The sequence below is a fragment of the Halorussus vallis genome (assembly GCF_024138165.1).
Taxonomy (GTDB): domain Archaea; phylum Halobacteriota; class Halobacteria; order Halobacteriales; family Haladaptataceae; genus Halorussus; species Halorussus vallis.
This window is the reverse complement of record NZ_CP100000.1, coordinates 3587913-3614318: the sequence shown is the minus strand read 5'-3', so window position 1 is coordinate 3614318 and position 26406 is coordinate 3587913. Positions and strand designations below refer to the sequence as shown.

The window sequence follows — 26406 nt, the reverse complement described above, 5'->3', positions numbered from 1 at the left end:
GACGGTGTCGAGACGAGGTACCTAGACCGCGACTTCGTCGGCGCGTTTGATGACTTCGAGGTCCTCGGCGTCGATGGACTCGGTTTCGAGCCAGTGGGGGACGAAGTTGCGCGTCTCGAAGTCGTCGCGCTCGTCCTCGGTGCCGATGGTGCACCAGAGCTGGGGCTCGTCCGGACCGTGCCAGTCGCCCTGGCGGCTGATGGCGAAGCAGACGCGCTCGCCGCCGTCGTAGTCGATGACGGCGTTCTTCCGGATGCCCGGGTCGCCGTGGATGATGAGTCGCTTCATGCTCGCGGATTCGGAAGGAGTCCGTTTAAGCGCTTCGGGACTGCTTCGTTCGGCTTTCGGGGTTCGTGTCCGTGGAGATGGTATCCCGGACGTGTTCGCCATTACAACGATTCGACGAAGGGAGGGATGCGGCCGCGACTCACTCGACCGCACCGCAGACTGCAACGACAGGCCGACCGTTACGCTGGAGACGCCTACTTTTCAGGGGACAATCGAGTTCTCGTATTCGATTCTGTTCAGAGGGTGTCGTCAGCTTTCTGCGTTCGCAAGTGTGCAATCCGTTTTCGAGGAGATGGGCGCGTCCAGATTTTCGATGCGAGGGCAATCTCCGCGCGTCCGTCGTTCGTCTTAGATTTCTCCCTCTCGAGTTTCGCTAACGCAACGATGGCCGTGTCGACGGAGGTTCGTCTGGCCGCGAATTCGTCGGCTCGGTATACCTTTCGTCTCGTCCAAAGAATACCGAGCAGTAGGAGTGGCACCAACAGTAGTTCCGGTACGAGCGGCCAATTCGAAAACGACACCCAACCGACTGACTCACTCACGACTACGATTGCGATATAGGTAGCGAGTGTGAGGAAGATGAGCGTCGTCGAGAAAAGAGGGTAGAATGAGTCTGCCAGTTTACTCTCCCACGCGATGGCGGCGATTCGTTCTTCGTCGGCGTACAAATCGAAGAAGTCTGCGTCGAGGAAGAGATGTCTATTTTTCGGTATTAACCCGCGAATTTCCGCGTAGCCGTACGCGTCCCAGAGGTCGTAGGTAACCCAACTTCCCTCAACCGGTGTACCAAACTCGGCACACAATTGCACGTATTCAGACCGGTATGGTTGTTCGAACTCGTGAACGATGGGAGCCTGGGAGTCTTTATACGGATTATGTATCAAACTCAATATTTGCCCAAACAGCAGTAAGAACAACACTACCGTTCCGATTTGGAAGAGAGTACTGAGTACGATAGTAAACGAGAGCGTTAGTAACGCCAGTCCCATTCCAACGATATACAGCAGGTAGTATCCGAGTTTACCGCGCCAGGTCAGTGAAGGCGAGTTCATATCGATTTCCACTTTCGAGTTAACGTCCGAAGATTCCTGCTGCGACTCTCTAACCGATGTTCCAGCCTCGAATTTTCTGACCGATGTCCAATGATTACAACGAGTAGCGTTACAATCTCGATAATGATAAACATTTTGAACGTTCTAGGTCCGAAGTTTGTCCCAGAGTTATCTTCTGCGCCGGTGGCTGAACGAGGATGCGTGATACCAGGTTAGGTCACGGCGCGTGCTGGTGCGCCGGCGGTTTCGGCCGCACCGACACGCACGAGGGACGAGGACCGCAGGCCGCCAAGCCGAGGAGCGCAGATGCGGCCGCGGGAGTCACGCGAGCGAAGCGGCGGAGCCGCGAGCGAGTGTGACCTCGACAGTCGCAGCCCGCACAGCGACCGCAGGGAGCGAGCAGGACCGTCTGCCGGTGGCTACCGTGCGAGGGATTTCGAGTTATGGGGTTCTGAGGATAGCCGGCAGTAAATTCGACGGTACGACTCAGACGTACGAGCCGACGTGTTCCATGTGGTAGACCACTTCGTCCGAGAGGTTCGAGAGGTAGCCCGAGTGGTCGTTGCCGACCTGGGAGGTGGCGTCGTACTCGGTGTAGTTGGGCGCGGGCGTGTTGCCGTCCTCGTAGCCCGTCTCGCCGAGCGCCTGGTCGGCCTCGAAGGAGTTGTAGATCCACTGGAGCACGTCGTCCTCGTGGCTGTGGTAGTTGAAGGCGGCGACCGCCGCGTCGCGGATGGCCTCGTAGGTGTCGGTCCACTCCTGGGTGGGCGCTTCGTTGTCCTGCGCGCCGCCGAGGATGTGGGTCGAGTAGACGTCGTGGCCGTTGTCGTGCCACCACGACGTGGCGTTCAGCGACCGGAGCGAACTCAGAACCACCTGCGCGCCCAGCGAGTGGCTGACGAATCGGAGCCGACCGTTCGGGCAGGCGTACTTGTAGTCGACCGCGAACTGCGCGAGTTTCAGCCCGTTCTTCTGGGCGACGTCCTGGGCCTCGCCCCACCCGTAGTCGGCGCCGCCGCCGACGTCGTTGTCCCAGGTGTAGCCGACGACGGTGCCGCCGTAGCCCGCACCGACCAGCGAGTCGCGGGCGTGGCGGATCTTCTCGCGGGCGGCCGCCTCGGCGTCGCTCTCGCTGCTCTTCTTGTCCCAGCCGTGGACGAAGACGGTCAGGTCCGAGACGCACCCGGTGTCGACGCCCGGAACCTGCCCGTTGGTGTCGTAGCTGTACTTCGTCTCGCCCGACACCAGCGAGGAGCCGTCGTCGGTGTAGTGGTCGCGGGTCGAGACGAGGCCTACGTCGTAGGCCGTCGCCGTGCCCGCCGACGCCGCCACCGCGGCCAGCCCAGCAGTCGTCGCACCGGTGCGCTTCAGGAACTGTCTCCGATCGACCGTCATGTTCGTTTCCCGCTGTACACCACCGGTACTTAATTCTTGCCTCTGTAAAACGAAAAATACGGGGCGAGCCGCGCTCACCGCAAGAAATCGTCGACGGCGCGCGTCACCGCCTCGACCCGGTCGTGGACGCGGCGGTCGTAGCAGGCCGCACAGATGAGTCCCCCGTCGCCGACCGGTTCGCGGCGCTCGTCGATTTCGGGGTCTCCGAAGTAGTAGCCGCAGTCCGCACAGACCAGCAGGTGGTCCTCGGGCGCGAGCCAGCCGTGCATCGACCCGTAGGCCGCCGCGCCGGTCAGCAGGTCGTCGGGCGCGAGTTCGTCGGGCCGGTCGGCCGCTTCGGCGAGTCGGTCGGCGTGGGCGTCGTTGACGTGGTCGGCCCCGCGTTCGCGGGCGCGGCGGCGGGCCGTCTCGGGGTCGGCGCCGGCCGCTCGAATCACCGCGCCGCACTCGACGCACTCGAAGCGGTACTCGTCTGTCATAGCCGCGAGGAGGGGTCCTCGAGTTCGTCGCGGAGGCCCAACCGAGCCAGCACCGGCGAGAGCTGTTCGCGGCCCATCCGGAGCTTCCGCTGAACCTGGAAGACGGTCGACGACGACTCGACCGCCGCCTGCAACTCCTCGCGGGTCACGTGGTCGGGGAGTTCGACCGGGCCGTACTCGGTCGGGTCGGCGAGTTCGAACCGGGTCACGTCGCCGCGCTTCAGCCCGAGTTCCAGCCCCTCGGTGCGGTAGCAGGTCGGCGGCGACTCGCCGTCGGCGACGACCGCGTAGCTCCCGCCCCGCGGCCCGTCGAGGTAGACCGTCCGGGAACCCGCTTCGTGGGAAACCCGCCGAACCGACAGCGGACTCGCCCACTCGTAGTCCGGCACCGCCAGCCGAACCTCGTCGCCGGGCGAGACGTCGGGCAGCGTTTCCGGCGGTGTCGGCTCCTCGTCGGCGGTTTCGCCCCGTCGCGTCCTCCCGGCGGCGTCCGCCCGGGCGGTCGGTTCCTCGTCGGCCGACCGCTCGGCGTCGGGCGAGCGCGGCCGGTCGTCCTCCGGGTGGGGCGACAGACCGCTGCTCACGCCGCCTCACCTCCGTCTTCCCGACCCTCGGCTCTATCGTCCATGCTCGGGCGCTCGTACACCGCGGTTTCGGCCTTCGGGAACCGGTCGCTCGCTCGACCCTGTCGGACGTAGTGGGCCCGGTCGGTTTCGCGCTCGGGGACGGACGCGGCGACGAACACGCGGTCGCTCCCCGAAACCGGTTCGAGCACCGTCTCCGCGGCGAGCGAGAGCGGGAGTCGGAAGACGCGCTCGCCGGGACCGACCGCCCGGAATGCACTGGCCAGGACCGGGTCGGCCAGCAGGTCGTGTTCGGCGACCGGAATCGCGTCGGGCGTGCGCCCGTCGACCGACGGGCGCACGCCCCCGTCCGTGAGCGTCGGAGCGTCGGTGGCGTCCGACGCGTCACCGACCGAGTCGCGGTCGCCGCACGGTGCGGTTCGCCCCGGAGCGTCGCTCCCGCCCTCGAACGCACCCCGAATGTCGTCGTAAGCGAGCAGGTCGGGGACGTTTCCGTCCGACCGGACGCCGGCTTCGAGCCACGCGAGCACCCTCTCGCGCGACGTCGATTCGACCGACCACTCCTCGCTCACGTTTTCGCGGGTGGCACACTCCCAGTCGCCGCCCGTCGGACTCCGGTCGCGGCCCCGGTCCCCGTCGCTCGCGTAGCGGACGACCCGCTCGCCCGCCGGCGCGCTCTGTGTTCGGACGCAGAGCGCGCCGGCGGTTCGCTCCATCGCGGTCGCGAAGTCCCGCAGGTGCGGCGCGGCCGCCCCGTCGGTGAGATAGTAGGTGCGCACGCGTTGACACGGCGCTCCCTGCGCGACCGACGCGAGTAGCGCGGCCACGCTCATCGACTCGACCCTCCCCTGAATCGCGTTCGGTGACGCCTCCCGGCGTCGACGTTGCCCGTTTTCATGGTTACCTCCCCGGCCGCGGAACCGCCTCTTCCCGCGACCGTTGGCGTGAAATATAGTGCGTACGACCTTAAAATCGTTCCACTCTCGGTGAAAGTAAAACCGGCCCGGCCGAACGCTCGGCCGGGCGAACCCCGCGTCCCGGCGACCCGACGAGTCCGGCCGTACCGCGCGTCGGGGCGAATCGCCCGCGTCCGGGCCGGCGTGAACCAAACGGGTTTTAAGCCCCGCGCTTCTACGAAACGCCAAGGTAGATATCTATGCAGATGCCACGACGGTTCAACACGTACTGTCCGTTTTGCAAGGCCCACGAACAGCACGAAGTCGAGAAGGTCCGAACCGGCCGGTCGTCCGGCATGAAGTGGGACCAGCGCAAGCAGCGCGAAGGCAGCAAGGGTATCGGGAACCGCGGCCGGTTCTCGAAGGTGCCCGGCGGCGACAAGCCGACGAAGAAGACCGACCTCAAGTACCGGTGCAGCGAATGCGGTAAGGCCCACCTCCGCAAGGGATGGCGCGCCGGTCGGCTGGAGTTCCAGGAGTAAACCCATGGCAGGAAGCTTCTACACCGTCCAGTGTCCGGATTGTGACAACGAACAGATCGTCTTCGACAAGGCCGCGACCGAGGTCGCCTGCGCGGTCTGCGGTGCGACGCTCGCCCGGCCGACCGGCGGCAAGGCCGACATCGAAGGCGAAGTAACAGAGACCGTAGAGGCCCGATGAAATTTAGCGGCTGGCCGGAAACTGGCGAACTCGTCGTCGGCAAGGTCGACGAGATCGAGGACTTCGGCGTCTTCGTCGACCTCGAGGAGTACGAGGACAAGCGGGGCCTCATTCACGTCAGCGAAGTCGCCAGCGGCTGGATCAAGAACGTTCGCGACCACGTCAGCGAAGGGCAGACGGTGGTCTGCAAGGTACTGGACGTCGACGAGGGCGCCCAGCAGATAGACCTCTCGTACAAGGACGTCAACGACCACCAGCGCTCCGAGAAGATCCAGGAGTGGAAGAACGAGCAGAAGGCCGACAACTGGATGGAGCTGGCGTTCGGCGAGGAGATGGGCGACGAGAAGTACGCCCACGTCGCCAACGAACTGCTGGCAGAGTTCGGCGGCCTCTACGGCGGCTTCGAGCAGGCCGCCATCCACGGCCCCGAAGCGCTCGAAGGGACCGACCTCACCGACGAGGAGGTCGACGCCATCGTCGAAACCGCCCGCGAGAACGTCTCGGTGCCGTACGTGACCGTCACCGGGTACGTAAACCTGGAGAGCGCCGCGAGCGGCGGCGTCGACGACATCAAGGAGGCGCTGCAGGCCGCCGAGGGCAACGGCGAGATTCCCGACGAGATCGAACTCGAAGTGACCTACGTCGGCGCGCCCGAGTACCGCATCCGGGTCAAGGCCCCCAACTACAAGACGGCCGAGGCCCAGCTCGAGGAGAGCGCGGCCCGCGCCGAGTCGGCCATCGAGTCCATCGGCGGCACCGGGTCGTTCCACCGCGAGCGCCAGACCGAAGACGAGTAGATGAAGTCCGACATCCGGGTCTGTTCGGCGTGGCGCGGCCGCCACGACCGCCCGGTGTACACCCTTTCTGCGACCTGTCCGGAGTGCGGCGCCGACGCCGTCAACAGCGCGCCAGCGCCATTCAACCCCGAGGACCCGTACGGAGAGTACCGACGGGCACTTAAGGAGCGCGCCCGCGAGTAGTCCGTATGGACGAACTCGACATCGAGACAGTCGCCGACCCGGAGCTACGCGACCCCGTCCTCATCGAGGGGCTGCCGGGCGTCGGCCACGTCGGAAAACTGGCCGCCGAGCACCTGGTGGAGGAGAAGGACGGCGAACTCGTCCGTCGCGTCTACTCGGAACACTTCCCCCCGCAGGTGACCGTCGGCGACGACGGCACGACCGACCTGGTCTGTGCGGAGTTCCACGCGGTCGAACTCGACGACCGCGACCTGCTGGTGCTGACCGGCGACCAGCAGGCCAGCGACAGTCGGGGCCACTACCGCCTCACCGACTCCTTCCTCGACGTGGCCGAGGAGTTCGGCGTCGAGTCGGTCTACGCGCTCGGCGGCGTGCCCACCGGCGAACTCATCGACGAGTACGGCGTCCTCGGCGCGGCCACCGACGAGGAGTTCGTCGAGGAACTCGAGGAGGTCGGCGTCGAGTTCCGCGAGGACGAACCCGCGGGCGGCATCGTCGGCACCAGCGGCCTCCTCCTGGGACTCGGCGAGCGCCGCGGGGTCCGGGCGACCTGCCTGATGGGCGAAACCAGCGGCTACCTCGTCGACCCCAAGAGCGCCCAGGCCGTCCTGGAGGTGCTCCAGGACGCGCTGGGCTTCGAGGTCGACTTCGAGTCGCTCGAGGAACGCGCCGACGAGATGGAGGACGTGGTCGGCAAGATCCAGGAGATGGAGAACCAGCAGGCGATGGCGGCCGACGAGGACCTGCGGTACATCGGCTGAACGAGCGCGAATCCGCCGCCGTCGGCTCGCGGCGACACGGTTTTCGGTCAGGAACGACGACCCGCTTTTTCGGTCCGGAACTACGAACCCAGAATCCGCCACTTCCGTTCGTTGTACGCGTGATACAGCGCCGACAGCGTGAAGAGCACGAGGAAGTACCACGACCAGAACTCCACCCCGAACGACGAGACGAAGAGCAGGTCGAACTTCACCGACGTCAGCGTCACGAGGCCGAGGGTGCTGATTCCGAGGTAGTACGTCGCCCACGAGATGTCGTGTTCGGGGACGACCTCCATGTACACCTCCACCTCCTCGGCGCGGTCGCGGAGTTCGAGTTCCTGCTGGCGCTGGTCGTAGTCGACGATTCCGAGGTCGTCCAGCTTGGGAAGATGTGTCTGGTGAAGCGACACGTACACGCTCTTGCGGACGTCCCGAGGTGGGGGCGACTCGTCGGTTTCGATGGTGGCGATGTGCTCCGCGAGCGCGTCCACCGAGAGCACCCCGTCGACGTCTCGGAGGTGTTTCAGGACGTGTCTCCGGCGGTCGTTCCGGAGGACGTTGTGTATCTGGCTCGGTTCGAGTTCTCCCGTTCCGTCTGGGTTCGTATCACGTGTCGTCATTGTTCGGAGTGTAGGAACCGAACTGACATTTGTCGTTCATGGTATCCCACCCTGCCATCATGAATGTTACCCTTGGGGAAGTCGGCGGTCAGACACGTTCGACCGGCGCACGGAGGAGCAGTTCGGTCGGCGGTCGTCGCCCCGAAATCGGTGGCGAGTCGGGCGGTTTCCGGCCGGCGGGAGATTCTTTACCACACGGCCCCTACGTCGAACCGTGTTGCCGGAATGGTTGGCCGGCGGTCTGCCGGAGTGGCTCGTCGTCGGCCTCTGGTTGTCGGCCGCGGTCGGCGTCGTCATCGCGGGGGTGTTCTTCGTCGGCGCGCGCCTCTATCCCACCGAGTCGCCGGGTCCCGGCACGTCGGGGGAGGGGCGGCGGCGCGTCGAGATACGTCAGTATCTCACGGCCATCGGCGAGGAGTTCGCCGAGGACCACTTCGTCGAGGGCCAGCACGTGGCGTTCTACCTCCCCGAGCGCGACGTCGCCATCACCTTCGACGCACGGGCGTACTTCCGCATCGAGCGGTCGCCGACGTTCGCGGTGCTGGTCGAACACGAGATGCCCGGAATGCACCTGGGCGACCGACTGCCGTTCGAGACGCCCGAACTCGACGTCGAGGACGGCGGCGTCGACCCGACCGAGGCGGCGTTCGCCGTCCTCGGCGTGGGGCCGAACGCGACGCTCGCCGAGATAAAGCAGGCCTACCGCGAGAAGGTCAAGGAGGTCCACCCCGACCACGGCGGCGACCGCGAGGCGTTCCAGCAGGTCCGAGAGGCCTACACCGCCGCGAAGAACCGCGCGAGCTAACTTTTCCCGATTCGGGTCGGGCGAGTCGTGCCGACTCGCCCGACCCGAATCGAATCCATCGGACGAATCGAGTCGATTGAATAGAGTCAATCGAATCGAGCGACCGAATCAGCCGAGGTCCGTCACTTCGTACGAGACGCTTCCGTCACGGAGCGCGTCGGTCACCCGACCGACGGCGTCTGCGGTCGCGACAACCACCACGTCGAGTCCCCGGTCGGCGGCGGCCGCGGCGACCTCGCCCGCGCCGAACGCCGTCGCGGGAGCGTGGCCCGCCCGGCGGAGCGCCACCACGGCCTCCACGCCCGTGGCGGCGACGATGTCGGCCGCCGCGGCGGCGTCTGCCAGCGCGTCGACGTCCGCGCCCCGACTGCCACCCGACCGAATCGGCGGGACCTGGTAGACGGTGACGCCCCCCGGATCGAAGTCGATGATGCCCTCGAAGTCGGTGACGCCGACGTCGTCGCTGGCCGCCGCGTCCGTGGTCGCCACCCCGGTCGCGGGACCGCCCTCGCCGGGTTCGGCGTGGAGCAGGCCGTCGCGCAGCGACAGCGTGACCGTCTCGCCCTCAGAGATGTCCCCGGTGGCGATGGCGGCCTCCTCCTGGACGCTCCCGAGGATGTCCTCGGTGACGTGGTCGGCGTACCGGCGCACGTCGGCGGCCTCCCGGAGGAGCCAATCGACGCCCTCCTTCGTGACGCTGTAGCGCGACCGACCCTCCTTCTCGACCAGTCCGTCCTCGACGAGCGCCCGGATGTACTCGCTGACGGCCTGGCTGGTCACGCCCACCGCGTCGGCAATCTCGCCCTGACTGACCGCGGGTTGGCGGTCGGCGATCTCCGCGAGGATGCGAAAGCGCGTCGAGGCGCGTTTGTTCTCCAGTACGTCGGCCATCCCTTGGTACATTCGCCACCACCGGCATAAATCCCCGCGACACGAGGAGACGCCGCGAGGCCGCTCGGAGCGGCGACGACCGCGAGAAGCCACAGGGCCTTTTCTGTCGCGGGTCGTAGGACACCACGAGGGTATCAGCGATGGCTTCACCCACGATTCTGATTCCGATAGAGTTCCCCGACCCGGACCCGCTCCCGTCGACGTTCGTCGAGGGGCTGACCTCCTGCAAAGTCGTCCTGCTCGGCGTCTACGACCTCTCCGACGACGTCGACGACGACGAGCGCCACCGGCGCGAGATAGAGGCCTACCAGTCGCTGTACACGCTCGCGTCGAGTTTCGTCCGCCGGGGTGAAACCGCCGAGGTCGAACTCGTGATGGGCGAGGACGCGAGCGCCGCGCCGACGCGAGTCGCCGAGGAGCGCGACGTCGACGCGGTGCTGGTGCCGAACCCGATAACGACGCTGGGACACGTCCTGGTCGCGATCCGCGACGAGAAGTTCGCCGAACCCGCCGCCGAACTCCTGAGTTCGCTCGACGAGGAGGTGCTGTTGCACGTCTCGTTGCTCCACGTCGCCGAAACCGAAGCGGACGTGGAGGCGGGCGAGGACCTGCTCTCGCAGGTGAAACGGAGACTCGTCGACGAAGGGTTCAGTCAGGTGAGCATCGACACGGAGGTGGTCGTCTCCGACGACCCCGCGTTCGCCATCGCGCAGGCCGGGCGGGACGACGACCTGGTCATCATGGGCGAGACGCAACAGCCGAACGTCGAGCGGGTGTTCGGCAAGACCTACGACACCGTCGCCGACCGACTCGAACGACCCATCCTCGTGGTGCGAGAGGACTGAGAGACGGCCGAACCGCGCCGCCGCGTAACCGGCGCGGTCGGCGGTCGCAAACGCTTTCGGCCGGCGGCGACCAACGTCGGGCGTGGCCCGACCGATCGTCGTCTTCGACACGAACGTCCTCGTCGCCGAACTCGCGTTCCCCGACGAGCGCGAGCGCTGTTTCGCGCTGGCCGAGGACGGGGCGGTCGAACTCGTCGTCTCGCCCGCGCTCCTCCGGGAGTTCGCGGCCGTCCTCGACTACGACCGCCTGCCGCTTCCCGCCGGCCGGCGAGAAGCGGCGGTCGAGCGCGTGGCCCGATTCGCCCGAATTGTCGAACCGGTCGTCGACCTCGACGTCGCCGCCGACCCCGATGACGACGCGGTGCTGGAGGCCGCGCTGGCCGGCGCGGCCGACCTCGCGGTGAGCGACGACGCCCACCTCCGCGAGGTCGACGGCGTCCTCGGAATCGAGGTCGCGCCGCGTGAGGCGTTCTTGGAGCGGTTCGCGCGGTCGGCGGCCCACCGGGCCGCCGACGCGCCCGGTGGGGCGGGCGGGAGTGCCGACGAACCAGGGGAGTCGAACCGGGACCGCAACCCGGAAGGCCGACCGGACCCAGACGACACCCGATGAACGCGCAGTTGCGCGACCGGGCCGTCTACCTGCCCGGCGACGACGTCCTCGTCGTCGCCGACGTCCACGTCGGCCGGGACGCCACCTCGGCGGTCGAACTCCCGCTGGGCGAGCGCGCCGACCTGACCGACCGCCTCGCGGCGCTGCTCTCGGAGTTCTCCCCGCGCGAACTCGTCGTCGCGGGCGACGTGCTCCACGCCTTCGACCGGGTGCCCGAGGGGACCGAGGCGACCGTCTCGGCGCTCGCCGAGACGGTCGCCGACGCGGGGGCCGAACTGGTCGTCGTCCGGGGGAACCACGACTCGATGCTCGACTCGGTGCTCGACGCGGCCGGGGTCGACGCCGCCGACGAACACCGGTTCGGCGACACCGTCGTCCACCACGGCGACGCCCACCCCGAGGCGACCGCGGACCGGTACGTCGTCGGCCACGACCACCCGACCATCGAAATCGAAGGCGTGCGCCGGCCCTGCCTGCTGTACGGCCCCCGGACCTACCGCGGGGCCGACGTGCTGATGCTTCCGGCGTTCAACCGCATCGCGCCGGGCACGGTCGTCAACGGGATGGGGACCCGCGACTTCCAGTCGCCGCTGGTGACCGACGCCGACGCGCTCCAGCCGGTGGTCCGCGACGAGGACGCGGGCGAGACGCTCGAGTTCCCGCCGCTCGGGGAGTTCCGGCGATTGCTGTGAATCGGGACCGACGCTACCGGAGGTCGAGGTCCGACGCGACGGCGCGGGCCGCCGTCCGACCGCTCTCCATCGCGGCGTCGAGCGACGACGCCCGAGTGTATTCGCCCGCGAGGTAGACCGGACCGTCGGGCGCGCGCACGCCCGGTAGGCAGTCGTAGACACCCGGCGGTTGGGCGAACTGCGCGAACTCGATTCGGTCGGTGTGGACGACTTCGAGGCCGAGGCGGCGCTCGGGGTACCACGCGCCGAGTGCGCTGGCGGTGCGGGCCGCGAGTTCCTCCTCGGCGTCCTCGGACGTTCCGAGGAACGTCGCGCTCAGCAGGTTGCGGTCGTCGGGCGCGTACTCCGGCGCGACCGACGACAGTTGGGCCACGTGGTTCGGCCCGTCGCCGTCCCCGGCGTTCAGCAGGAGGCGGTCGACCGCGTCCAACTGTGGACCCTCGAAGGCGTAGTACTGGGTGACACAGCCGTTGGCCTCGGTCGGAATCGTCTCGACGCCGGTCAGGTCGCGGGCCTCTTTGGGGTCGGTGGCGACGACGGCCGCGTCGGCGTCGGTCGACTCGCGGCCGAGTTCGACGGTGAGTTCCCCGCTGCCGAAGTCGCGTCCCGACCCGACCTCCGAATCGATGTCGGTGACGGTCTCCCCGGTGACTATCTCCGCGCCGGCGTCACGGGCGCGGTCTGCGAGCTGTTCGCTTATCGCCCCCATCCCGCGGGCCGGGACGGCGACGTCGCCGGTTGCGAGCATCTTGAAGGTGAACTCGAACGCCTTCCGGGAGGTCGAGAGGCTCCGGTCGAGGGAGATGCCGCCGTAGAACGGTTCGGCGAAGTTCCGGAGGAACTGCTCCGAGAAGCCGTACTCGCGGAGGTACTCGCGGGTCGCGGCGTCCGGGCCGTCGAAGATGCCGCTCGCGGGCCTGTCGGCGAGCGCGCGCCGGAGTCGGAGCACCCGGAGTTTGTCGCGGAGCGTCACGTCACGGTTGAACAGCGTCTCGACCGCGTCCCTGGAGTCCCGGAGCGGGTCCGCGAGCACCGCGCGGTGGCCCGGCCGGGCGACGACGGCGCCGGGCGCGAACCCACGTAGGTCGAGGTCGCCGTAGTCGAGTTCCCGTCGGGCCGCCGGATAGGCCGTGAAGAACACCTGGAACCCCCGGTCGAAGACGAACCCGTCGCGCCGGAGCGACCGCACCCTGCCGCCCACGTCGCGGTGGCGCTCGTACACCGTCACGTCCGCGCCCGCGTCGGCGAGACGGCGGGCCGCGACCAGTCCGGCCGGCCCCGCGCCCGCGACGACCACGCTACTCATACCTCCGGATTCGGCCGCCGCGCACAAAAATGGGGTCGGTCGAAGTCGTGCGGTCGAAACCGCGCGGTCGAAGCGACGCTGCGACTCCCGGGAGGCGGGAACGCCTAAGGGGGACCACGGCGTAGTCCGGTGCCATGGCACGAGAGGTCAAACTCAGCCGGATCGACTCGGTGTTGACCGAACTCTCCTACCCGGTGTCCCGGGCGGAGGCGGCCCGCGAGTTCGACGACGTGACGCTGACGTTCTCGGACGGGGAGGAGAATCTGGGAGAGCTAATTTCGGAGACGCCGGCCGAGGAGTACGAGTCGTTCGAGGAACTCCGCGACGAAATCAACAACACGCTCCCGCGGGAGGCGGTCGGCGAACCGTACCAGTCGGAGGGCGAAGGGTAACGGTCGGCGTCGCGGCAGGAAACACACCGCTTAACTTGCCGCGTCGGCTACGTCCGAGTTAAGAATGGAGTTCTGTGACGAGTGCGGTTCGATGATGAAGGCCGAGGACGAACTCTGGGTTTGCGGCAGTTGCGGCCACAAGACGCCCAAGGACCCCGACGCCGAGTACGTCATCACCGAGGACCAGGAGGCCAGCGAGGTCATCGAAACCGGCGACGAGGACAACAGCCCGCTCCCCACCACCGACGCCCACTGCCCGGAGTGCGGCAACGACCGCGCCCGGTGGTACATGCAACAGATTCGCTCGGCCGACGAGAGCGAGACGCGATTCTTCATCTGCACCGAGTGCCACCACAAGTGGCGCGAGGACGATAACTAGAACCCACCTTTTTTCTTCGTCGGGTCGCTGATTCGCCTTCGGCGAATCAGCCACCGCTCCTCGAAAAAAGCTGGACCAAAAAAGGACACGCAAATACGCCGAGACGCGACGCGTCTCGGCGTATTTGCATCTTCGACTGCTAGTGCGATTTCCGCAACCGCCACCGCCACGGCCACACGCCTCCCCAGCCGATTCCTTCGCGCCCCTCCGGGGCACTCAGTCATCCCTCGCACATGAAGGCGCGACACGAGGTCGCGCCAGCGCGCGCCGACCGCAGACCCCCGGCGAAGTCTCTGCGAATCGTCCGGACGAGATGCCGCGAGGAAAGTTCGAACTATTCGTGGCTCACTCGACCGCTTTGGGCGCCTTCCCGACCTGAATCTCGGAGGCGTACTTGCGCATCCGGCCGACGCACTCCTTGAACACGTACTTCAGCACGTCCGTACCCTCGGGGAGGCTGTAGAGGTCGCCGAGTTCGTCGGGCGACAGCGGGTCGATTCCGTGGGCGACGTTCTCGATGCCCTTCACGAGCAGGTCGTCGGAGGCCACGAACAGGCGGTCGCGCACCTCGGTCCACGTCGCGGCGTCGGCGATGTCCACCGACTCGAAGGCGACGATCTCCCCGCCGTCGAGCGTCTCGTTGATTCGCTGGAGGGTCACGCCCGCCGTCGGGTCGCCGTGGAGGTACTCCCAGAACCCGGAGGGCTGGCCGCGGTACTCCCGGAGGTCGCCGTGGTGGAAGCTCAGTACGCCGTGTTCGGGCGCGTCGAGCGCGTCTCCTTTGAGGATGCCGAACGCGAACCGGACCGCCACGTCGGTCTCCGCCAGTGCCTCGACGCCCTCCTCGGGGAGGACGTTGCCGAAGTCCGGCGCGGGTTCGGGTTCGACCCGGACGACCTCCGGGTCGCCAAGCCCCGCGATGGAGTCGAGCGACCGACCGCGTCGGTGGGCCGGCGGTCCCCGGAGGCGATAGAGCGCCCCGACCGGCGTCCAGAGGGGGTTCTCCCGCGCCCGGTCGAGGTAGTGGTCGAGGCCCTGCTCGTTCGTCGCGGCGTTGGCGACGACGTGCGTTACTTCGGCGTCCGTTCGAGCCAGCATCCGTTCGATAGTGCGGGCCTGCCACGCCGGGACGTCCGACCCGCGCACGATGAGTCCGACTCGGAGGTTCGTATCGGTCATGCGTTCTCTCAGTGCGTCCTACGCGGGGAGACGGCGCTTCCGGGCTTTGTTATGGGGCTCCTACGGGCCGTAGCGCAGAGAACAGGCGGCGCGTGACGTACGCGACTCGCCCGATTCGTCCGGCGAACGAACCGGGCGAGTCGAGTGAGTCGCGAGTCAGGGCCGGCGCGCGAACGTGAGGTAGCCGGTGTGGCCCACGCCCGCCGTCGACGGGCGAGAGCCGCGGTCGTCGAAGTCCATCCGGCGCTGGATGGTTTCGAGCGTCTCGATGCTCTGAAGGTCTGCCTCGCGGGCCGCCTCGACGACGTCGCGCGAGGACTCCACGAACGGCGAGTAGACGGCTACGAACCCGCCCGGCACGAGCAGGTCGGGCGCTCGCGCGACAACCTCGGCGGCGTCGCCGGTGTCGAGGGTCAGGACGTCGAACCGGCCGAGTTCGTCGGTCCCCTCGGACTCGTCCAGTTCCTCGGTCAGGTCGCCGGTGCGCACGTCCACGCGGTCCGCCACGTCGGCCAGTTCCATGTTTTCGCGGGCGATGTCGGCGAACTCGGGGTCGCGCTCGAACGTCGTCACGCTCGCGCCCACCCGACCGAGGTAGGCCGCGAGCACGCCGGTCCCGGTGCCGGTGTCGAGCACTCGGTCGCCCGCGCCGACGCCGGTGTGGCCGACGACCAGGCCCACGTCGCGAGGCATCATCGGCGCGCCGGTGCGCTCGAAGTGGTTGAACAGGTCCGGGCCGCGGAGGCGTCGGACCTCGAACCGTTCGCCCAGATGCGTCTCCAGGGTGTCGCCGTGCGAGACGTCCTCGGGGACCTCCAGCACGCCGAGGTCGGTCTGGAGTTCCTCGCCCGGTTCGCGCAGATACTCCCGGTCGCCGTGGACCAGCAGGACCGTCACTCTAGGCGCTCGACCGCCGCGGCGAGGTCGCCGTCCGCGGCTTCGAGGGCCTCGCGGGCATCGTCCTCGCTCGCGCCGGTTCGCTGCGCGACGATCTCGACGTCCGAGTCGGGGATGTCGCCCGCGCCGCCGGCCGACTCCTCGGCGTCGCCGGACTCGCCGTCTTCGACGGCCAAGGTGCCGTCCTCGTCCGCGGTCGACTTGCGGGACGTGGGGTCGCCGACGACCTGGTAGGTCTGCTGGCCGCGGGCGTCCATGACGGTGATCTCGGGGTCATCGAAGACGAGTTCCTCGCCGTCGCTCTTGGTGATGACGACCCGCTCGGCGTCGAGTTCGTCGACGTCGATGCCCATCTGCTTCATCATCTGCTTCATCTTACGGGGATTCAGACCCCCGCCGCCTCCTCCGAACATACTCGAAGCGTCGGAGTCAGTCAAAATAAGCGTGGCGAACGACCGTCACGAGCGGTCGCGGCGGTACGTCGCCGCGACCGACGCGACGACGCGGTTCGGCGGTAGTTTTCTATTCCTCGCCCGCTAGGAAGGGTGGTATGCGCCCGCTCGCTACCGTCGGCGTCGTCGCCGTCGTGCTGGTCGCGTCATTCGGCGGGTTCGTCGCTGCGGCGGCCAACGCGGACACAGGAACTGGAATCCGTCCCGGTGGGCCGAGCGGCGGTCCCGCGACGCCGCTCGGCCCGACGGCGATTGTCGACGACGGGTTCTCGACCGTGGGCGAACGAACCGCCGGCGCGCAGGGAGTTCCCGTCCTCGCGTTCACCGCGGTTTCGAACCGGACCTTGCTGCCCGGCGAGACGGTCGTCTACCGGTTCGCGCTGACGAACGTCGGGAGCGGAACCGCCTTCGACGTCGGACTGTGGCTCACGGTCGACAACGCGACGCTGTTCTTCGGGTCGGGGGTGAACCGGGACGGTCGCGTCGGGGTCTTCGTGCCCCGGCTTCGACCGGGCGAACGCCGGGTGTTCGAACTCCGCGTCGGCGTCGAGGCCGCAACGCTGCCCGGCACCTACCTCGTCGCCGGGAACGCCACCTACCGCGACCAACTCGGAGCCGTCCGGCGGAGCGGCTGGCTGGCCGCCGGCGTCACGGTCGAGGAGGCGAACTTCTCGGTCGGAACAACGACCGCCACGGGGTGACCGTCGCTGGGCCACCCGTCCCACGACCTACCCGCGCTAACTTGCGACACTACGCCTCGTCAGCGCTACGCCTCGCCCGCGCCTTCCCGGACCATCACGGCCATGCCGGTGTCGAAGTCGGCCATCGCGTCGGCGGAGAGTTCCGCCCGGCCGACCCCCAGCAGTCGGCCGTCCTCGTGGACGACCGCCACCTCGTCGCCCGGTCGAATCTCGGGACCGGCCGCGGCGACGAACTTCGCGAAGACGTTCTTGCCGTCGCGGACGAACGGTTCGCTCTCGTCGCCGACGACGACCCGGCCCGCCGGCGCGTCGAGTGCGGCAACGATGCGCCGGCCGCCGGCCAGTCCGAGGGTGAACCGGCCATCGGTGGCGTAGGTGACCAGCCGACCCTCCTCGGCGACGACCTGCTGGGGTCGTCCCGAAGACGACCGCTTGATTTCGACCGGTTCACCCTCGGGGAACAGCGCCGCCCCGACGCCCGCGCCGAACTGGTAGTCGGCGGTCGTCCGGAGCGCCGGGAGATCCCCGTCTCGCGTGTCGCTGTCGCTCATTTTCCGGCGATTGGGGCCGCCCGGCGAAAAGCCTTCGTCCTCGCCCCACCGCGTGCTATTAGGTAACAATCGTCCCCCTGACCCGTAATTGTATAACGATTTATCGTAAAGTTCCGGCGGCGGTTTGAGTGCGATTTATGTTCGTCGAGGCGCTACGTACCGGTATACCATGAAAACCAAGCTCGGCATCGCCCTGCTGCTCGTCGCGGGTGCGCTCATCTTCGCGGTCGCCAGCACGCAGTCGTTCACCACCAACATCATCTCGGCCGTCGCGGTGCTCGGCCTCGCGGCCGGCGCACTGCTCATCGGCATCGACGGCGAAGAAGGCCGTCCGGTCTGAAACCGGCTCTCGTTTTCGTCCCGTCGCGGTCGTTCGCGCTACAGCAGAAACGTCTCCGGGCGCTCGGACATATCGACGAAAGCGTCGGCCGCCTCGATGAGTTCCTCGGAGGTTGACTCCTCAAAGCTGACGACCTCGGTCCGGACGCCCTCGTGGCGGAGGTGCGAGCAGAGCCGTGAGAAATCCCCGTCGCCCGTACAGAGGACGACGGTGTCGACGTGGTTGGCCAGCGTCACCGCGTCGAGGCTCATGCCGACGTCCCAGTCGGCCTTCTTCGACCCGTCGCCGAACGTCTTGAGTTCCTTTATCTTCGTCTCGAAGCCGATGTCGGCCAGCGCCTCGAAGAACCGCTCCTCGTCGGGGCTGTCGGCCTGGATGACGTACGCGATGGCCCGGGTCACCTCGCGGTCCTGGACCGACTTCTCCAGGAGGGCGGAGTAGTCGATGTTGCGGCTGTAGACGCTCTGGGCGGTGTGGTAGAGATTTTGCGCGTCGGCGAGCACCGCCACGCGCTGATATGGATGTATCTCCGTCATGGAGAAGTGTCGGTCGGCCTCCCGTAAAAAGGTCCCCCACCTTTTTTCTTCGTCGGGTAGCCGTGAGCGCCTTCGGCGCTCCGGCTACCGCTCCTCGAAAAAAGCTGGACCAAAAAAGGACACGCAAATACGCCGAGACGCGTCGCGTCTCGGCGTATTTGCATCTTCGACTGCTAGTACGATTTCCGCAACCGCCACCGCCACTGCCACACGCCTCTCCAGCCGATTCTTTCGCGCCCCTCCGGGGCGCTCGGTCATCCCTCGCGCATGAAGGCGCGACTCCAAACCGCGGAGTCGCGCCAGCGCGCGCCAAAGGGCGAACCCGCATCTGCGAAACCGCCAACTCCAATCGTCCGAGCCTACTCCGCGGGCGTCTCGTGGCGGGTCAGTTCGAGCGTCTCGGGGTCCAGAGTATAGTACGATTCCCACGCGGGCGCGAGGCTCACGACCCGCGTCTCGCCGAACGTCGACTTGGCGTGACGCTCGTGGTGGCCCACCAGACAGAGCGCCGGTTGCAGGGCTTCGAGCAGTTCGTCGATCCGCTCGCATCCGGCGTCGTAGCCGTAGTATATCAGGCCGGTGGGGGCCTCGTGGGTCAACAGCACGTCCACGTCCTCCTGCTCCTTCAGGCGCTCGACGTCGTCTTTCACGAAATGGCGGCGCCTGTCGCCCGACAGTTCCTCCCGGGACTTCTCGTACTGGGTGGGCGCGTAGTTGCCCGAGAGGCCCGCGACCCGCAGGCCCTCGACCTCGGCGACCGTGCTCGCCAGCAGGTGGACGTTGGCCGTCCCCGCCGTCTCGCCGCGCCGGAGCGCGTCGATGGTGTCGAAGTCCTCGTTGTTGCCCGCGACGAAGTACGTCGGCACCGGCGGGTCGTAGTCGAGGAGGTCGCCGGTCTGGAGGGCGACCTCGGCGTCGGCGGCGCGGTAGGCGGCCGCGAGCGACCGGCGCTTGTCCGGGTCGTCGGCGTGCGCGTCCCCGAGAACGAGCATGGTCGAAGCCTCGGCGGGCGGGAAGGTAAGGTCGGCGGCCCGCTCGTGCGCGACTCGCGCACGAGCGGGCCGCCGACCGGGAGACGAAGGGGACGGAGACGGTCAGAGAGACGGAGACGAAGAAGACGAAACGGCCCGGGCGATTCAGGCCGACGGGGTCGGAAACGCGGTGAGTTCGAGCGTCTCGGGGTCGAGCAGGTAGTACTCCTTCCAGACGGGACCCACGCTGACGACCCGGGTGTCGCCGTATGTCGTCTCGGCGTGCTGGTGGTGGTGGCCCACCAGACAGAGGTCCGGGTCGAGCGCCTCGATGAGTTCGTCCACGTGCGGACAACCCACCTCGTAGTCCTCGGAGACGGGAAGTCCGTGGGGCGCCTCGTGGGTCAACAGCACGTCCACGTCGGTCAGTTTCTTCGCCTTCTCGACGTCGTCGTGGACGAAGTGGCGGCGGCGCTCGCCGTGGAGGTTCGGCCGCGGCCGGTCGAACTGACTCGGCGCGTAGTTGCCCGAGAGGCCCGCGACCCGCAGGCCCTCGACCTCGGCGACCGTGCTCGCCAGCAGGTAGCCGTTTTGGACCTCCGAACTCTCGACCCGGCCGTTGCGCATCGCGTCGATGACGTCGAAGTCCTCGTTGTTGCCTGCGATGAAGTAGGTCGGGACCGGGAGGTCGTAGTAGAGCAGATCGCCGAGTTGCAGCGCCACGTCCGCTTCGGCGGCCCTGTAGGCGGCGAACAGCGCGCGCCGCCTGTCGGGCGAGTCGGCGTGGGCGTCTCCGAGGACGAGCATCGTTACTATTTCGTCGGAATTGGTGATAAATTCCGCGGAGCGCGCCGCGGGTTCGGACGGGCGTCGGTCGCGGTCGGTCGCGAACCACGTCGGCCGGACGCCGACCGAATCGCGGCGAACGCGGCGACGCCGTGACACGAACGGTGGGTTTTGGCAGGTATCGCGGGCGGCGCAAGAGCTAAGTCGGAGGGAATCCGTTGGTCGGACATGGTAACCGACGCCGACGCTGACTCGCGGGCGCGACCCGCCAGCGGTGCGTCGGTCTTCTTCGCCGGGTTCAAAGCCACAAAACGCGCGTACTGACAGGTCTTCGGCGGACTGGCACCCCGTCGCCGACCACTCTCCGATTCTGCACCGCGCGACACACCGAACTGCGAACCCCGAGCACCAGACAACGCACATGACACGACAGACGAGCGAACCCTTCAGCGGCGTCTTCCCCGCGATGACGACGCCGTTCCGGACGGACGACAGCATCGACTTCGAACAGCTTCGCACAGACGCCCGACGACTCGAAGCCGCGGGCGTCGACGGCCTCGTCCCGGTCGGTTCGACCGGCGAGAGCGCGACCCTGAGCCACGACGAACACGTCGAGGTGGTCGAGGCGGTCACCGACGTGGTCGACGTGCCCGTCATCGCCGGCTCCGGGAGTAACTCCACGCGCGAGGCGGTCGAACTCTCGCGACGTTCGGCGGAGGCGGGCGCCGACGCCTTGCTCCTCATCTCGCCGTACTACAACAAGCCCGAACCCGAGGGGATGGAGCGCCACTACCGGACCGTCGCCGACGAGGTCGACGTCCCCCAGATAATCTACAACGTCCCGAGCCGAACCGGCCGCAACATCGCGGTCGAAACCGCGGCCTCGCTGGCCGAACACGACAACGTCGTGGGCTACAAGGCCGCCAGCGGCGATCTGGGTCGAATCGGCGAGGTGATAGAGCGCACCCGCGACCGGGACTTCTCGGTGCTGTCGGGCGACGACTTCCTCACGCTCCCGATGCTGAGCCTCGGCGCGAGCGGCACCATCAGCGTCGCCGCGAACGTCGAACCCGAGCGCACCACCGCGCTGGTCGGGGCCGCCCGGTCGGGCGACTTCGAGACGGCCCGCGAGGTCCACGAGGAACTCGCGCCGCTGTTCCGCGCGCTGTTCTCCGAGACGAACCCCATCCCGGTGAAGGAGGCGATGGAACTCCGCGACTACGGCCCGGCCCACCTGCGCTCGCCGCTGACGCGACTCTCCGAGGAACACCGGGCAGAACTTGCGGGTATCCTCGCGGAGTTATCCGATGAACCGACTGAGGTAGAAGTATGAACGCGCCGTGCGATCGTAGCGCAAGCGAGGACGCGGGAGTAGCAGACGGGAGCGTGATAGCGGTATGAGCGTCGACGTGGCGGTCACGGGCGCGACCGGGCAGATGGGGCGGGCGGTCATCGACGCCGCGCACGAGCGCGACGACGTCTCCGTCGCGTTCGCTGTCAACCGCGACCCCGACGCCGAGGAGTCGGTCGCGGGCGTGTCCGTCGCCCCGACCCGGGAGTTCGACCGCCTCGTGGCCGAGCGCGACCCCGACGTGCTGGTCGACTTCACGGGTCCCGAGAGTGCCCAGAACTACGTCGCGGTCGCAACCGAGGCGGGCGTCGCCAGCGTCGTCGGCACGACGGGCTTCGACGAACGCGGGGAGGCCGCGCTCGTCGAACTCGCCGAGTACGCCCCGGTGCTGAAGGCCTCGAACTTCGCCCGCGGCGTCCAGGCCCTGCTCGGGGCGGTCGAGTCGGCCGTCGCCGACCTGCCGGGCTACGACGTCGAGGTGACCGAAACCCACCACAACCGCAAGCGCGACGCGCCCAGCGGCACCGCGAACACGATTTTAGACACCATCGAGAGCGCCCGCGAGTCGTCGCCCGCGGGCGACGACTCGCGGGCGGAGAACGGCGGGGAAGCGAGCGGGGAGCGCGTCCACGGCCGGCACGGCGACCAGCCCCGCGAATCGGGCGAAATCGGCGTCCACGCCCGCCGCGCGGGCAACATCACCGGCGAACACGAGGTGCTGGTCGCGGGCAACCACGAGGAGGTTCGACTGACCCACCGCGCGGAGGACCGCGGCGTCTTCGCCGAGGGCGCGCTCGACGCCGCGGTCTGGCTGGCGGGCCAAGAACCCGGCTACTACGACTTCTCGGACGTGCTGGGAGGTGCCGACAGATGAGCACGGGCCTCCAGTCCGAAATCGAGGACCTCTGGCGGCGCTACGACGACGGCGACCTGTCGGCCGACTCCGCCGACACCGGAGATCTCGAAACGCTCGGGGCGTTCCTCGACGCGCTCGAAGCCGGCAAGGTCCGGGCGGCCGAGAAGCGCGGCGGCGAGTGGGAGTCCAACGAGTGGGTCAAGGAGGGCATCCTGCTCAACTTCGGCCTGCGCGACATCGAGGCCCGCGAGTACGGCGACGTGACCTACCACGACGTGCTCCCGCTCCGTCGGACCGACGACCTGCCGGGGCGAGGCACCCGCAACACGCCCGACGGGACCGTGCTCCGCCGGGGCGCGCACGTCGGCGCGAACTGCATCTTGATGAGCCCGAGTTTCGTCAACGTCGGCGCGTACGTCGGCGACGGCACGCTGGTCGACTCCTGCGACACCGTCGGCTCGTGCGCCCAGATCGGTGAGAACGTCAAACTCGGCGCGAACACGCTCGTCGGCGGCGTGCTCGAACCGGTCGAGGACGCCCCGGTCGTCGTCGAGGACGGCGCGTCGCTCGGCGCTGGCTGTCGGGTCACCTCGGGCTTCGTCGTCGGCGAGAACTCGGTGGTCGCCGAGAACACCCTGCTGACCCCGCGGATTCCCGTCTACGACCTGGTCGAGGAGGAGATCGTCTACGGCCACCTCCCGCCGGAGCGGCGGGCGTTCGCCCGGATGGTCGAGTCGTCGGTCGGCGACCACGACCTGTTCGACGGCGGGGCCTACAAGCCCGCGGTCGTGGCGATGGACGTCGAGGAAACCACCCTCGAAGGCGTCGAACGAGAGGAGGCTCTGAGAGAGTCATGAACGCGACCGTCCGGAACCCGCCGGTGCGACGACTCGCCGACTGGGACCCCGAGCGACTCGAAACCCTCGCCGACGAACACGGCACGCCGCTGTACGTCCTCGACCTCGACCGGGTTCGGGAGAACTACCGGCGACTCGCCGACGCGTTCCCGGACGCCGAAGTGCTCTACGCGGCGAAGGCCAACACGGCTCGGCCGGTCCTCCAGGCGCTCGCCGACGAGGGTGCGGGCATCGAATGCGCGTCGGCCGGCGAACTGGTCCGCGCGATTCGGGCGGGCGTCCCCGGCGACCGGGTCCACTACACCGCGGTGAACCCGCCGGCGACCGACCTCGACCGCACGGTCGAACTCGCGGCCGGCGAGCCGGAACTCACCGTCACGGCCGGCGCGGCCGACACCGTCGACCGCCTCGCCGACCGGGGCTACGACGGCCGGCTCTGCCTGCGCGTGAACCCCGGCGTCGGCGCGGGCCACCACGAGAAGGTCCGGACCGGCGCCGACGCCAAGTTCGGCGTGCCCGCCGAGCGCGCGGTCGACCTCCTGGTCGAGGCCGCCGAGAACTTCGACGTGGTCGGTCTCCACGCCCACGCCGGCAGCGGCATCTCGGGCGAGGACCTGAGCGCCCACCGCGAACTCGTCTCGCGGATGGGCGACCTCGCGCGCGAGGTCGCCGACGCCGGAATCGACCTGGAGTTCGTCGACGTCGGCGGCGGCTTCGGCGTCCCCTACGCGCCCGACGAGGAGCCCCTCGATCTGGACGCGGTCGCCGAAGCCACTCGCGAGGCGCTCGGCGAGGTCGACGCGACCCTGGCGGTCGAACCCGGCCGTTACCTCGTCGCGGACGCCGGCGTCCTGCTCACCCGGGTCAACACCGTCAAGCAGGGCCGCGAGACCACGGTGGTCGGCGTCGGCGCGGGGATGACCACCCTCGCGCGCCCGGCCATCTACGACGCTCACCACGAGATACGGAACCTCTCGGCGGTCGGCGAGCAGCGTCCCGACCGGACGGTGACGGTCGCCGGCCCGGTCTGCGAGAGCGCGGACACCTTCGGCGAGCACTGGCTCGCTGACCCCCGGCGCGGCGACCTGCTGGCGATCGGCAACGCCGGGGCCTACGGCTACGAGATGGCCAGTCAGTACAACTCCCGCCCCCGTCCGGCGTCCGTCGTCTTGGCTGGCGACGAGGCGACGCTGGCGCGGCGGCGCGAAACGATTGCGGACGTAACGGAACCAGAGGAGCAACCATGAGCATCGCGTACGAGAAGTACCACGGCACGAGCAACGATTTCGTAATAGTAGACGCGGACGAGTACGTCCCCGACCGGGGCGCGTTCGCCCGGGAGATATGCGACCGACGCGACGGGGTGGGCGCCGACGGCGTCCTCTTCCTCGCGCTCGAATCGCGGTTCTCGCCGCCCCGCGTCGTGATGACGCTGGTCCAGCCCGACGGCTCGACCGCGGCGATGTGCGGCAACGGCGCGCGCTGCGCCGCGAAGTGGGCCGCCGAGCGCACGGGCGCGTCGGTCGTGATGCTCGACACCCAGGCCGGCACCCGCCGGGCGGAGGTCGACGGCACGAGCGTCACCGTCGAGATGGGCACCCCGTCGTTCGCGCCCGCCGACGTCCCGCTGGCCGGCGGCGACCCGTTGGTCGCCGAGTCGGTCGAGGGCGTCGAGGTGACCGCGGTCAACACCAGCGTCCCCCACGCCGTCGCGTTCGTCGACGACGTGGAGGCCGTGAACGTCGAGGAGGTCGCGCCCGCCGTGCGCAGCGCCGACGTCTTCCCGGAGGGCGCGAACGTCACGTTCGCCTCGCGCCGGGACGACGGCGGGTTCGACCAGCGGACCTTCGAGCGCGGCGTCGAGGGCGAAACCCAGTCCTGCGGCACCGGCGCGGTCGCCGTCGTCGCGGCCGCGCGCCGACTCGGCCGCCTCGACGACGGGCCGGAACCCGGCGAGCAGGTCGCGGTCCACCCGCCGGGCGGCCGCCTCGACGTGACTCTGCCCGAGACGGGCGACGCGATGCTGTCCGGTCCGGTCGAACGCGAGTTCGGCGACGAACTCTCCTCGATCCCGGAAACCCGACAGATCACGCGAGCATGAGCGCCGCCCCGGAGTTCGACCCTGTGGCGTTCCTCGAAACCGCTGTCCGGACGCCCTCCGACGAGGACGTGTCCGAGATGCGGTCGCTGCTGGTCGAGACGCTCGAAGACGCCGGCGTCGAGGTCCGCGTCGACGACGCCGGGAACACGCTCGCGGTTCGCGCCGCCGGCGCGAACCGCGCTCGCGGTTCGACGTCCGACGACAGCGCCGAGTCCGCCGGCCCGCACGTCGTCCTGAACACCCACATCGACACCGTCCCGCCCCACGTCCTCTACGAACGCGACGGCGACGTGATTCGCGGCCGGGGGTCCTGCGACGCGAAGGGACCGCTGGCGGCGCTGCTCGCGGCGTTTCTGGCCGTGGAACCCGAACGCGGCAGGGTCACCCTCGCGGTGACGCCCGACGAGGAGACCCTCTCGAAAGGGGCGGCGGCGCTCTCGTTCGACCGCGAACCCGACGCCGTCGTCGTGGGTGAGCCGACCGACCTCGACGTCTGCAACGCCGCGAAGGGGCGCTTCCAGGCGACCGTGACCGCGCGCGGGGCCAACGCCCACGCCGCCGAACCCCAGGAGGGGACCAACGCCGTCCGGGCGGCCGGCGACCTGCTGGCGGCGCTCGACTCCTTCTCCGAGCGCGAGGACGCACTTTCCGAGAGCGACGCGCTCGGTCCGCCGACGCTGACGCCCACGACCGTCGAGGGTGGAACCGCCACGAACCAGGTGCCCGCCGAGTGTTCGTTCGTGGTCGACCGCCGGTCGGTCCCGCCCGAGACGGCCGAGGAGTTCCGGTCGGGCCTGGAGACCCACCTGCGCGCCGCCGCGCCCGAGGACGTCGGAGTCGACGTCGACCTGACCGACCGCGAGACGCCGTTCCTCGCGGCGTTCGAAACGCCCGCCAACTCCCCGCTCGTCGAGACGCTCCGGGATGCCAGCGGCGGCGACGTTCGACCGTTCCGGGCGGCGACGGAGGCCTCCTACTTCGCGGAACTCGCCCCGACGGTCGTGTTCGGGCCGGGCGTGCTGGCCGACGACAAAGGCGCGGTCGCCCACGCTCCGCGCGAGTACGTCCGGGCGTCGGACGTCGAACGCGCGGCCGAAGCGGTGGAAGCGACCCTCTCCTCGCTGGTTCGCTGA

At 68.6% G+C, this 26406-nt stretch carries 35 protein-coding genes; 19 read left to right on the top strand and 16 right to left on the bottom strand.

The features are described 5' to 3' along the window. Positions 1-21 precede the first annotated feature (21 nt). The 6 genes from NGM07_RS18330 to NGM07_RS18305 all read right to left on the bottom strand — a co-directional run bounded on the left by NGM07_RS18330 (position 22) and on the right by NGM07_RS18305 (position 4631). The gene (locus tag NGM07_RS18330; protein ID WP_253514227.1) at positions 22-288 is read right to left on the bottom strand and encodes an HAH_0734 family protein; all 267 of its coding nucleotides are present in this window, start codon (positions 286-288) and stop codon (positions 22-24) included. A 236-nt stretch (positions 289-524) separates the two neighbouring features. Next, positions 525-1352, bottom strand: coding sequence for a M48 family metalloprotease (locus NGM07_RS18325; protein WP_253514225.1), 828 nt, complete (start codon positions 1350-1352; stop codon positions 525-527). 474 nt (positions 1353-1826) lie between these two features. Further along, positions 1827-2735 carry a hypothetical protein gene (locus NGM07_RS18320; protein WP_253514223.1) on the bottom strand — a complete coding sequence of 303 codons (909 nt, stop codon included), beginning with the start codon at positions 2733-2735 and terminating at the stop codon, positions 1827-1829. A 74-nt stretch (positions 2736-2809) separates the two neighbouring features. Further along, entirely contained in the window at positions 2810-3214 is a 405-nt protein-coding gene (locus NGM07_RS18315) for a hypothetical protein (RefSeq protein WP_253514221.1), read from the bottom strand. Next, positions 3211-3798, bottom strand: coding sequence for a hypothetical protein (locus NGM07_RS18310; RefSeq protein WP_253514219.1), 588 nt, complete (start codon positions 3796-3798; stop codon positions 3211-3213). Before NGM07_RS18310 ends, NGM07_RS18315 begins: the two co-directional genes overlap by 4 nt. Further along, positions 3795-4631, bottom strand: coding sequence for a hypothetical protein (locus tag NGM07_RS18305; protein ID WP_253514216.1), 837 nt, complete (start codon positions 4629-4631; stop codon positions 3795-3797). Before NGM07_RS18305 ends, NGM07_RS18310 begins: the two co-directional genes overlap by 4 nt. A gap of 323 nt (positions 4632-4954) precedes the next feature. Between NGM07_RS18305 and NGM07_RS18300 the strand changes: the two genes are divergently transcribed. The 5 genes from NGM07_RS18300 to NGM07_RS18280 are packed head-to-tail and all read left to right on the top strand — an operon-like array spanning position 4955 to position 7155. Continuing rightward, positions 4955-5236: a 50S ribosomal protein L44e gene (locus tag NGM07_RS18300; protein ID WP_253514214.1), complete on the top strand. Its 282-nt coding sequence runs from the start codon at positions 4955-4957 to the stop codon at positions 5234-5236. Positions 5237-5240: 4 nt separating this feature from the next. After that, positions 5241-5414, top strand: a complete 174-nt coding sequence (locus NGM07_RS18295) for a 30S ribosomal protein S27e (protein ID WP_253514211.1) — start codon at positions 5241-5243, stop codon at positions 5412-5414. Next, positions 5411-6211, top strand: coding sequence for a translation initiation factor IF-2 subunit alpha (locus NGM07_RS18290; RefSeq protein ID WP_253514208.1), 801 nt, complete (start codon positions 5411-5413; stop codon positions 6209-6211). Before NGM07_RS18295 ends, NGM07_RS18290 begins: the two co-directional genes overlap by 4 nt. Beyond that, positions 6212-6394, top strand: a complete 183-nt coding sequence (locus tag NGM07_RS18285; RefSeq protein ID WP_253514205.1) for an RNA-protein complex protein Nop10 — start codon at positions 6212-6214, stop codon at positions 6392-6394. It begins immediately after the preceding gene. Positions 6395-6399: 5 nt separating this feature from the next. After that, complete coding sequence (locus NGM07_RS18280) at positions 6400-7155, top strand: proteasome assembly chaperone family protein (RefSeq protein WP_253514203.1); 756 nt, start codon at positions 6400-6402, stop codon at positions 7153-7155. Between the two features lie 80 nt (positions 7156-7235). On the opposite strand, the gene NGM07_RS18275 is transcribed toward NGM07_RS18280, so the two are convergent. Next, entirely contained in the window at positions 7236-7775 is a 540-nt protein-coding gene (locus tag NGM07_RS18275) for a DUF7344 domain-containing protein (protein ID WP_253514201.1), read from the bottom strand. Positions 7776-7992: 217 nt separating this feature from the next. Here NGM07_RS18275 and NGM07_RS18270 point away from each other — a divergent pair, with 217 nt between their 5' ends. Then, positions 7993-8580 carry a J domain-containing protein gene (locus tag NGM07_RS18270; protein WP_253514199.1) on the top strand — a complete coding sequence of 196 codons (588 nt, stop codon included), beginning with the start codon at positions 7993-7995 and terminating at the stop codon, positions 8578-8580. Positions 8581-8688: 108 nt separating this feature from the next. On the opposite strand, the gene NGM07_RS18265 is transcribed toward NGM07_RS18270, so the two are convergent. Continuing rightward, positions 8689-9471 (bottom strand): DUF7839 domain-containing protein, encoded by a 783-nt coding sequence (locus tag NGM07_RS18265; RefSeq protein WP_253520246.1) that lies wholly within the window; start codon positions 9469-9471, stop codon positions 8689-8691. A gap of 140 nt (positions 9472-9611) precedes the next feature. Between NGM07_RS18265 and NGM07_RS18260 the strand changes: the two genes are divergently transcribed. From NGM07_RS18260 to NGM07_RS18250, 3 genes are all read left to right on the top strand, one after another. Further along, entirely contained in the window at positions 9612-10316 is a 705-nt protein-coding gene (locus tag NGM07_RS18260) for a universal stress protein (RefSeq protein WP_253514197.1), read from the top strand. A gap of 82 nt (positions 10317-10398) precedes the next feature. Beyond that, a complete protein-coding gene (locus NGM07_RS18255) occupies positions 10399-10926 on the top strand; it encodes a putative toxin-antitoxin system toxin component, PIN family (RefSeq protein ID WP_253514195.1) in 528 nt (175 codons plus the stop codon). Next, a complete protein-coding gene (locus NGM07_RS18250) occupies positions 10923-11618 on the top strand; it encodes a metallophosphoesterase (protein ID WP_253514193.1) in 696 nt (231 codons plus the stop codon). The genes NGM07_RS18255 and NGM07_RS18250 overlap by 4 nt, the downstream gene beginning before the upstream one ends. 13 nt (positions 11619-11631) lie before the next feature. Here the strand turns inward: NGM07_RS18250 and NGM07_RS18245 are convergent, their stop codons facing one another. Next, positions 11632-12924 (bottom strand): NAD(P)/FAD-dependent oxidoreductase, encoded by a 1293-nt coding sequence (locus NGM07_RS18245; RefSeq protein WP_253514191.1) that lies wholly within the window; start codon positions 12922-12924, stop codon positions 11632-11634. Positions 12925-13058: 134 nt separating this feature from the next. Here NGM07_RS18245 and NGM07_RS18240 point away from each other — a divergent pair, with 134 nt between their 5' ends. Beyond that, the gene (locus tag NGM07_RS18240; protein ID WP_253514189.1) at positions 13059-13316 is read left to right on the top strand and encodes a DUF5789 family protein; all 258 of its coding nucleotides are present in this window, start codon (positions 13059-13061) and stop codon (positions 13314-13316) included. A 64-nt stretch (positions 13317-13380) separates the two neighbouring features. Further along, a complete protein-coding gene (locus NGM07_RS18235; protein ID WP_253514187.1) occupies positions 13381-13695 on the top strand; it encodes a transcription factor S in 315 nt (104 codons plus the stop codon). 345 nt (positions 13696-14040) lie between these two features. Here NGM07_RS18235 and NGM07_RS18230 read toward each other — a convergent pair whose 3' ends face one another. The 3 genes from NGM07_RS18230 to NGM07_RS18220 form a co-directional block, all read right to left on the bottom strand. Beyond that, the gene (locus tag NGM07_RS18230; RefSeq protein ID WP_253514185.1) at positions 14041-14874 is read right to left on the bottom strand and encodes a formyltransferase family protein; all 834 of its coding nucleotides are present in this window, start codon (positions 14872-14874) and stop codon (positions 14041-14043) included. Between the two features lie 156 nt (positions 14875-15030). After that, the gene (locus NGM07_RS18225; protein WP_253514183.1) at positions 15031-15771 is read right to left on the bottom strand and encodes a methyltransferase domain-containing protein; all 741 of its coding nucleotides are present in this window, start codon (positions 15769-15771) and stop codon (positions 15031-15033) included. Then, on the bottom strand, positions 15768-16184 hold the full coding sequence (locus tag NGM07_RS18220; RefSeq protein WP_253514181.1) for a nascent polypeptide-associated complex protein: 417 nt from the start codon (positions 16182-16184) through the stop codon (positions 15768-15770). The genes NGM07_RS18225 and NGM07_RS18220 overlap by 4 nt, the downstream gene beginning before the upstream one ends. 137 nt (positions 16185-16321) lie before the next feature. Between NGM07_RS18220 and NGM07_RS18215 the strand changes: the two genes are divergently transcribed. Continuing rightward, a complete protein-coding gene (locus NGM07_RS18215; RefSeq protein ID WP_253514179.1) occupies positions 16322-16924 on the top strand; it encodes a COG1361 family protein in 603 nt (200 codons plus the stop codon). 65 nt (positions 16925-16989) lie between these two features. On the opposite strand, the gene NGM07_RS18210 is transcribed toward NGM07_RS18215, so the two are convergent. Then, on the bottom strand, positions 16990-17475 hold the full coding sequence (locus NGM07_RS18210; protein ID WP_253514177.1) for a PUA domain-containing protein: 486 nt from the start codon (positions 17473-17475) through the stop codon (positions 16990-16992). A 169-nt stretch (positions 17476-17644) separates the two neighbouring features. Between NGM07_RS18210 and NGM07_RS18205 the strand changes: the two genes are divergently transcribed. After that, positions 17645-17815, top strand: coding sequence for a hypothetical protein (locus NGM07_RS18205; RefSeq protein WP_253514175.1), 171 nt, complete (start codon positions 17645-17647; stop codon positions 17813-17815). A 38-nt stretch (positions 17816-17853) separates the two neighbouring features. Here NGM07_RS18205 and NGM07_RS18200 read toward each other — a convergent pair whose 3' ends face one another. The 3 genes from NGM07_RS18200 to NGM07_RS18190 all read right to left on the bottom strand — a co-directional run bounded on the left by NGM07_RS18200 (position 17854) and on the right by NGM07_RS18190 (position 20129). Beyond that, a complete protein-coding gene (locus tag NGM07_RS18200) occupies positions 17854-18351 on the bottom strand; it encodes a LabA-like NYN domain-containing protein (protein ID WP_253514173.1) in 498 nt (165 codons plus the stop codon). Positions 18352-18710: 359 nt separating this feature from the next. Next, a complete protein-coding gene (locus NGM07_RS18195) occupies positions 18711-19343 on the bottom strand; it encodes a metallophosphoesterase family protein (RefSeq protein WP_253514171.1) in 633 nt (210 codons plus the stop codon). A 144-nt stretch (positions 19344-19487) separates the two neighbouring features. Continuing rightward, complete coding sequence (locus NGM07_RS18190) at positions 19488-20129, bottom strand: metallophosphoesterase family protein (RefSeq protein WP_253514169.1); 642 nt, start codon at positions 20127-20129, stop codon at positions 19488-19490. Positions 20130-20529: 400 nt separating this feature from the next. Between NGM07_RS18190 and dapA the strand changes: the two genes are divergently transcribed. The 6 genes from dapA (at position 20530) to NGM07_RS18160 (ending at position 26406) form a co-directional block, all read left to right on the top strand. Beyond that, positions 20530-21441 carry a 4-hydroxy-tetrahydrodipicolinate synthase gene (dapA, locus tag NGM07_RS18185; protein ID WP_253514167.1) on the top strand — a complete coding sequence of 304 codons (912 nt, stop codon included), beginning with the start codon at positions 20530-20532 and terminating at the stop codon, positions 21439-21441. Positions 21442-21505: 64 nt separating this feature from the next. Continuing rightward, positions 21506-22333: a 4-hydroxy-tetrahydrodipicolinate reductase gene (gene dapB, locus NGM07_RS18180; RefSeq protein WP_253514165.1), complete on the top strand. Its 828-nt coding sequence runs from the start codon at positions 21506-21508 to the stop codon at positions 22331-22333. Then, on the top strand, positions 22330-23172 hold the full coding sequence (locus NGM07_RS18175; RefSeq protein ID WP_253514163.1) for a 2,3,4,5-tetrahydropyridine-2,6-dicarboxylate N-succinyltransferase: 843 nt from the start codon (positions 22330-22332) through the stop codon (positions 23170-23172). The genes dapB and NGM07_RS18175 overlap by 4 nt, the downstream gene beginning before the upstream one ends. Continuing rightward, positions 23169-24419 carry a diaminopimelate decarboxylase gene (lysA, locus tag NGM07_RS18170; protein ID WP_253514161.1) on the top strand — a complete coding sequence of 417 codons (1251 nt, stop codon included), beginning with the start codon at positions 23169-23171 and terminating at the stop codon, positions 24417-24419. Before NGM07_RS18175 ends, lysA begins: the two co-directional genes overlap by 4 nt. Further along, a complete protein-coding gene (gene dapF, locus NGM07_RS18165) occupies positions 24416-25273 on the top strand; it encodes a diaminopimelate epimerase (RefSeq protein WP_253514159.1) in 858 nt (285 codons plus the stop codon). The genes lysA and dapF overlap by 4 nt, the downstream gene beginning before the upstream one ends. Then, positions 25270-26406 carry a M20 family metallopeptidase gene (locus NGM07_RS18160; RefSeq protein WP_253514157.1) on the top strand — a complete coding sequence of 379 codons (1137 nt, stop codon included), beginning with the start codon at positions 25270-25272 and terminating at the stop codon, positions 26404-26406. The genes dapF and NGM07_RS18160 overlap by 4 nt, the downstream gene beginning before the upstream one ends.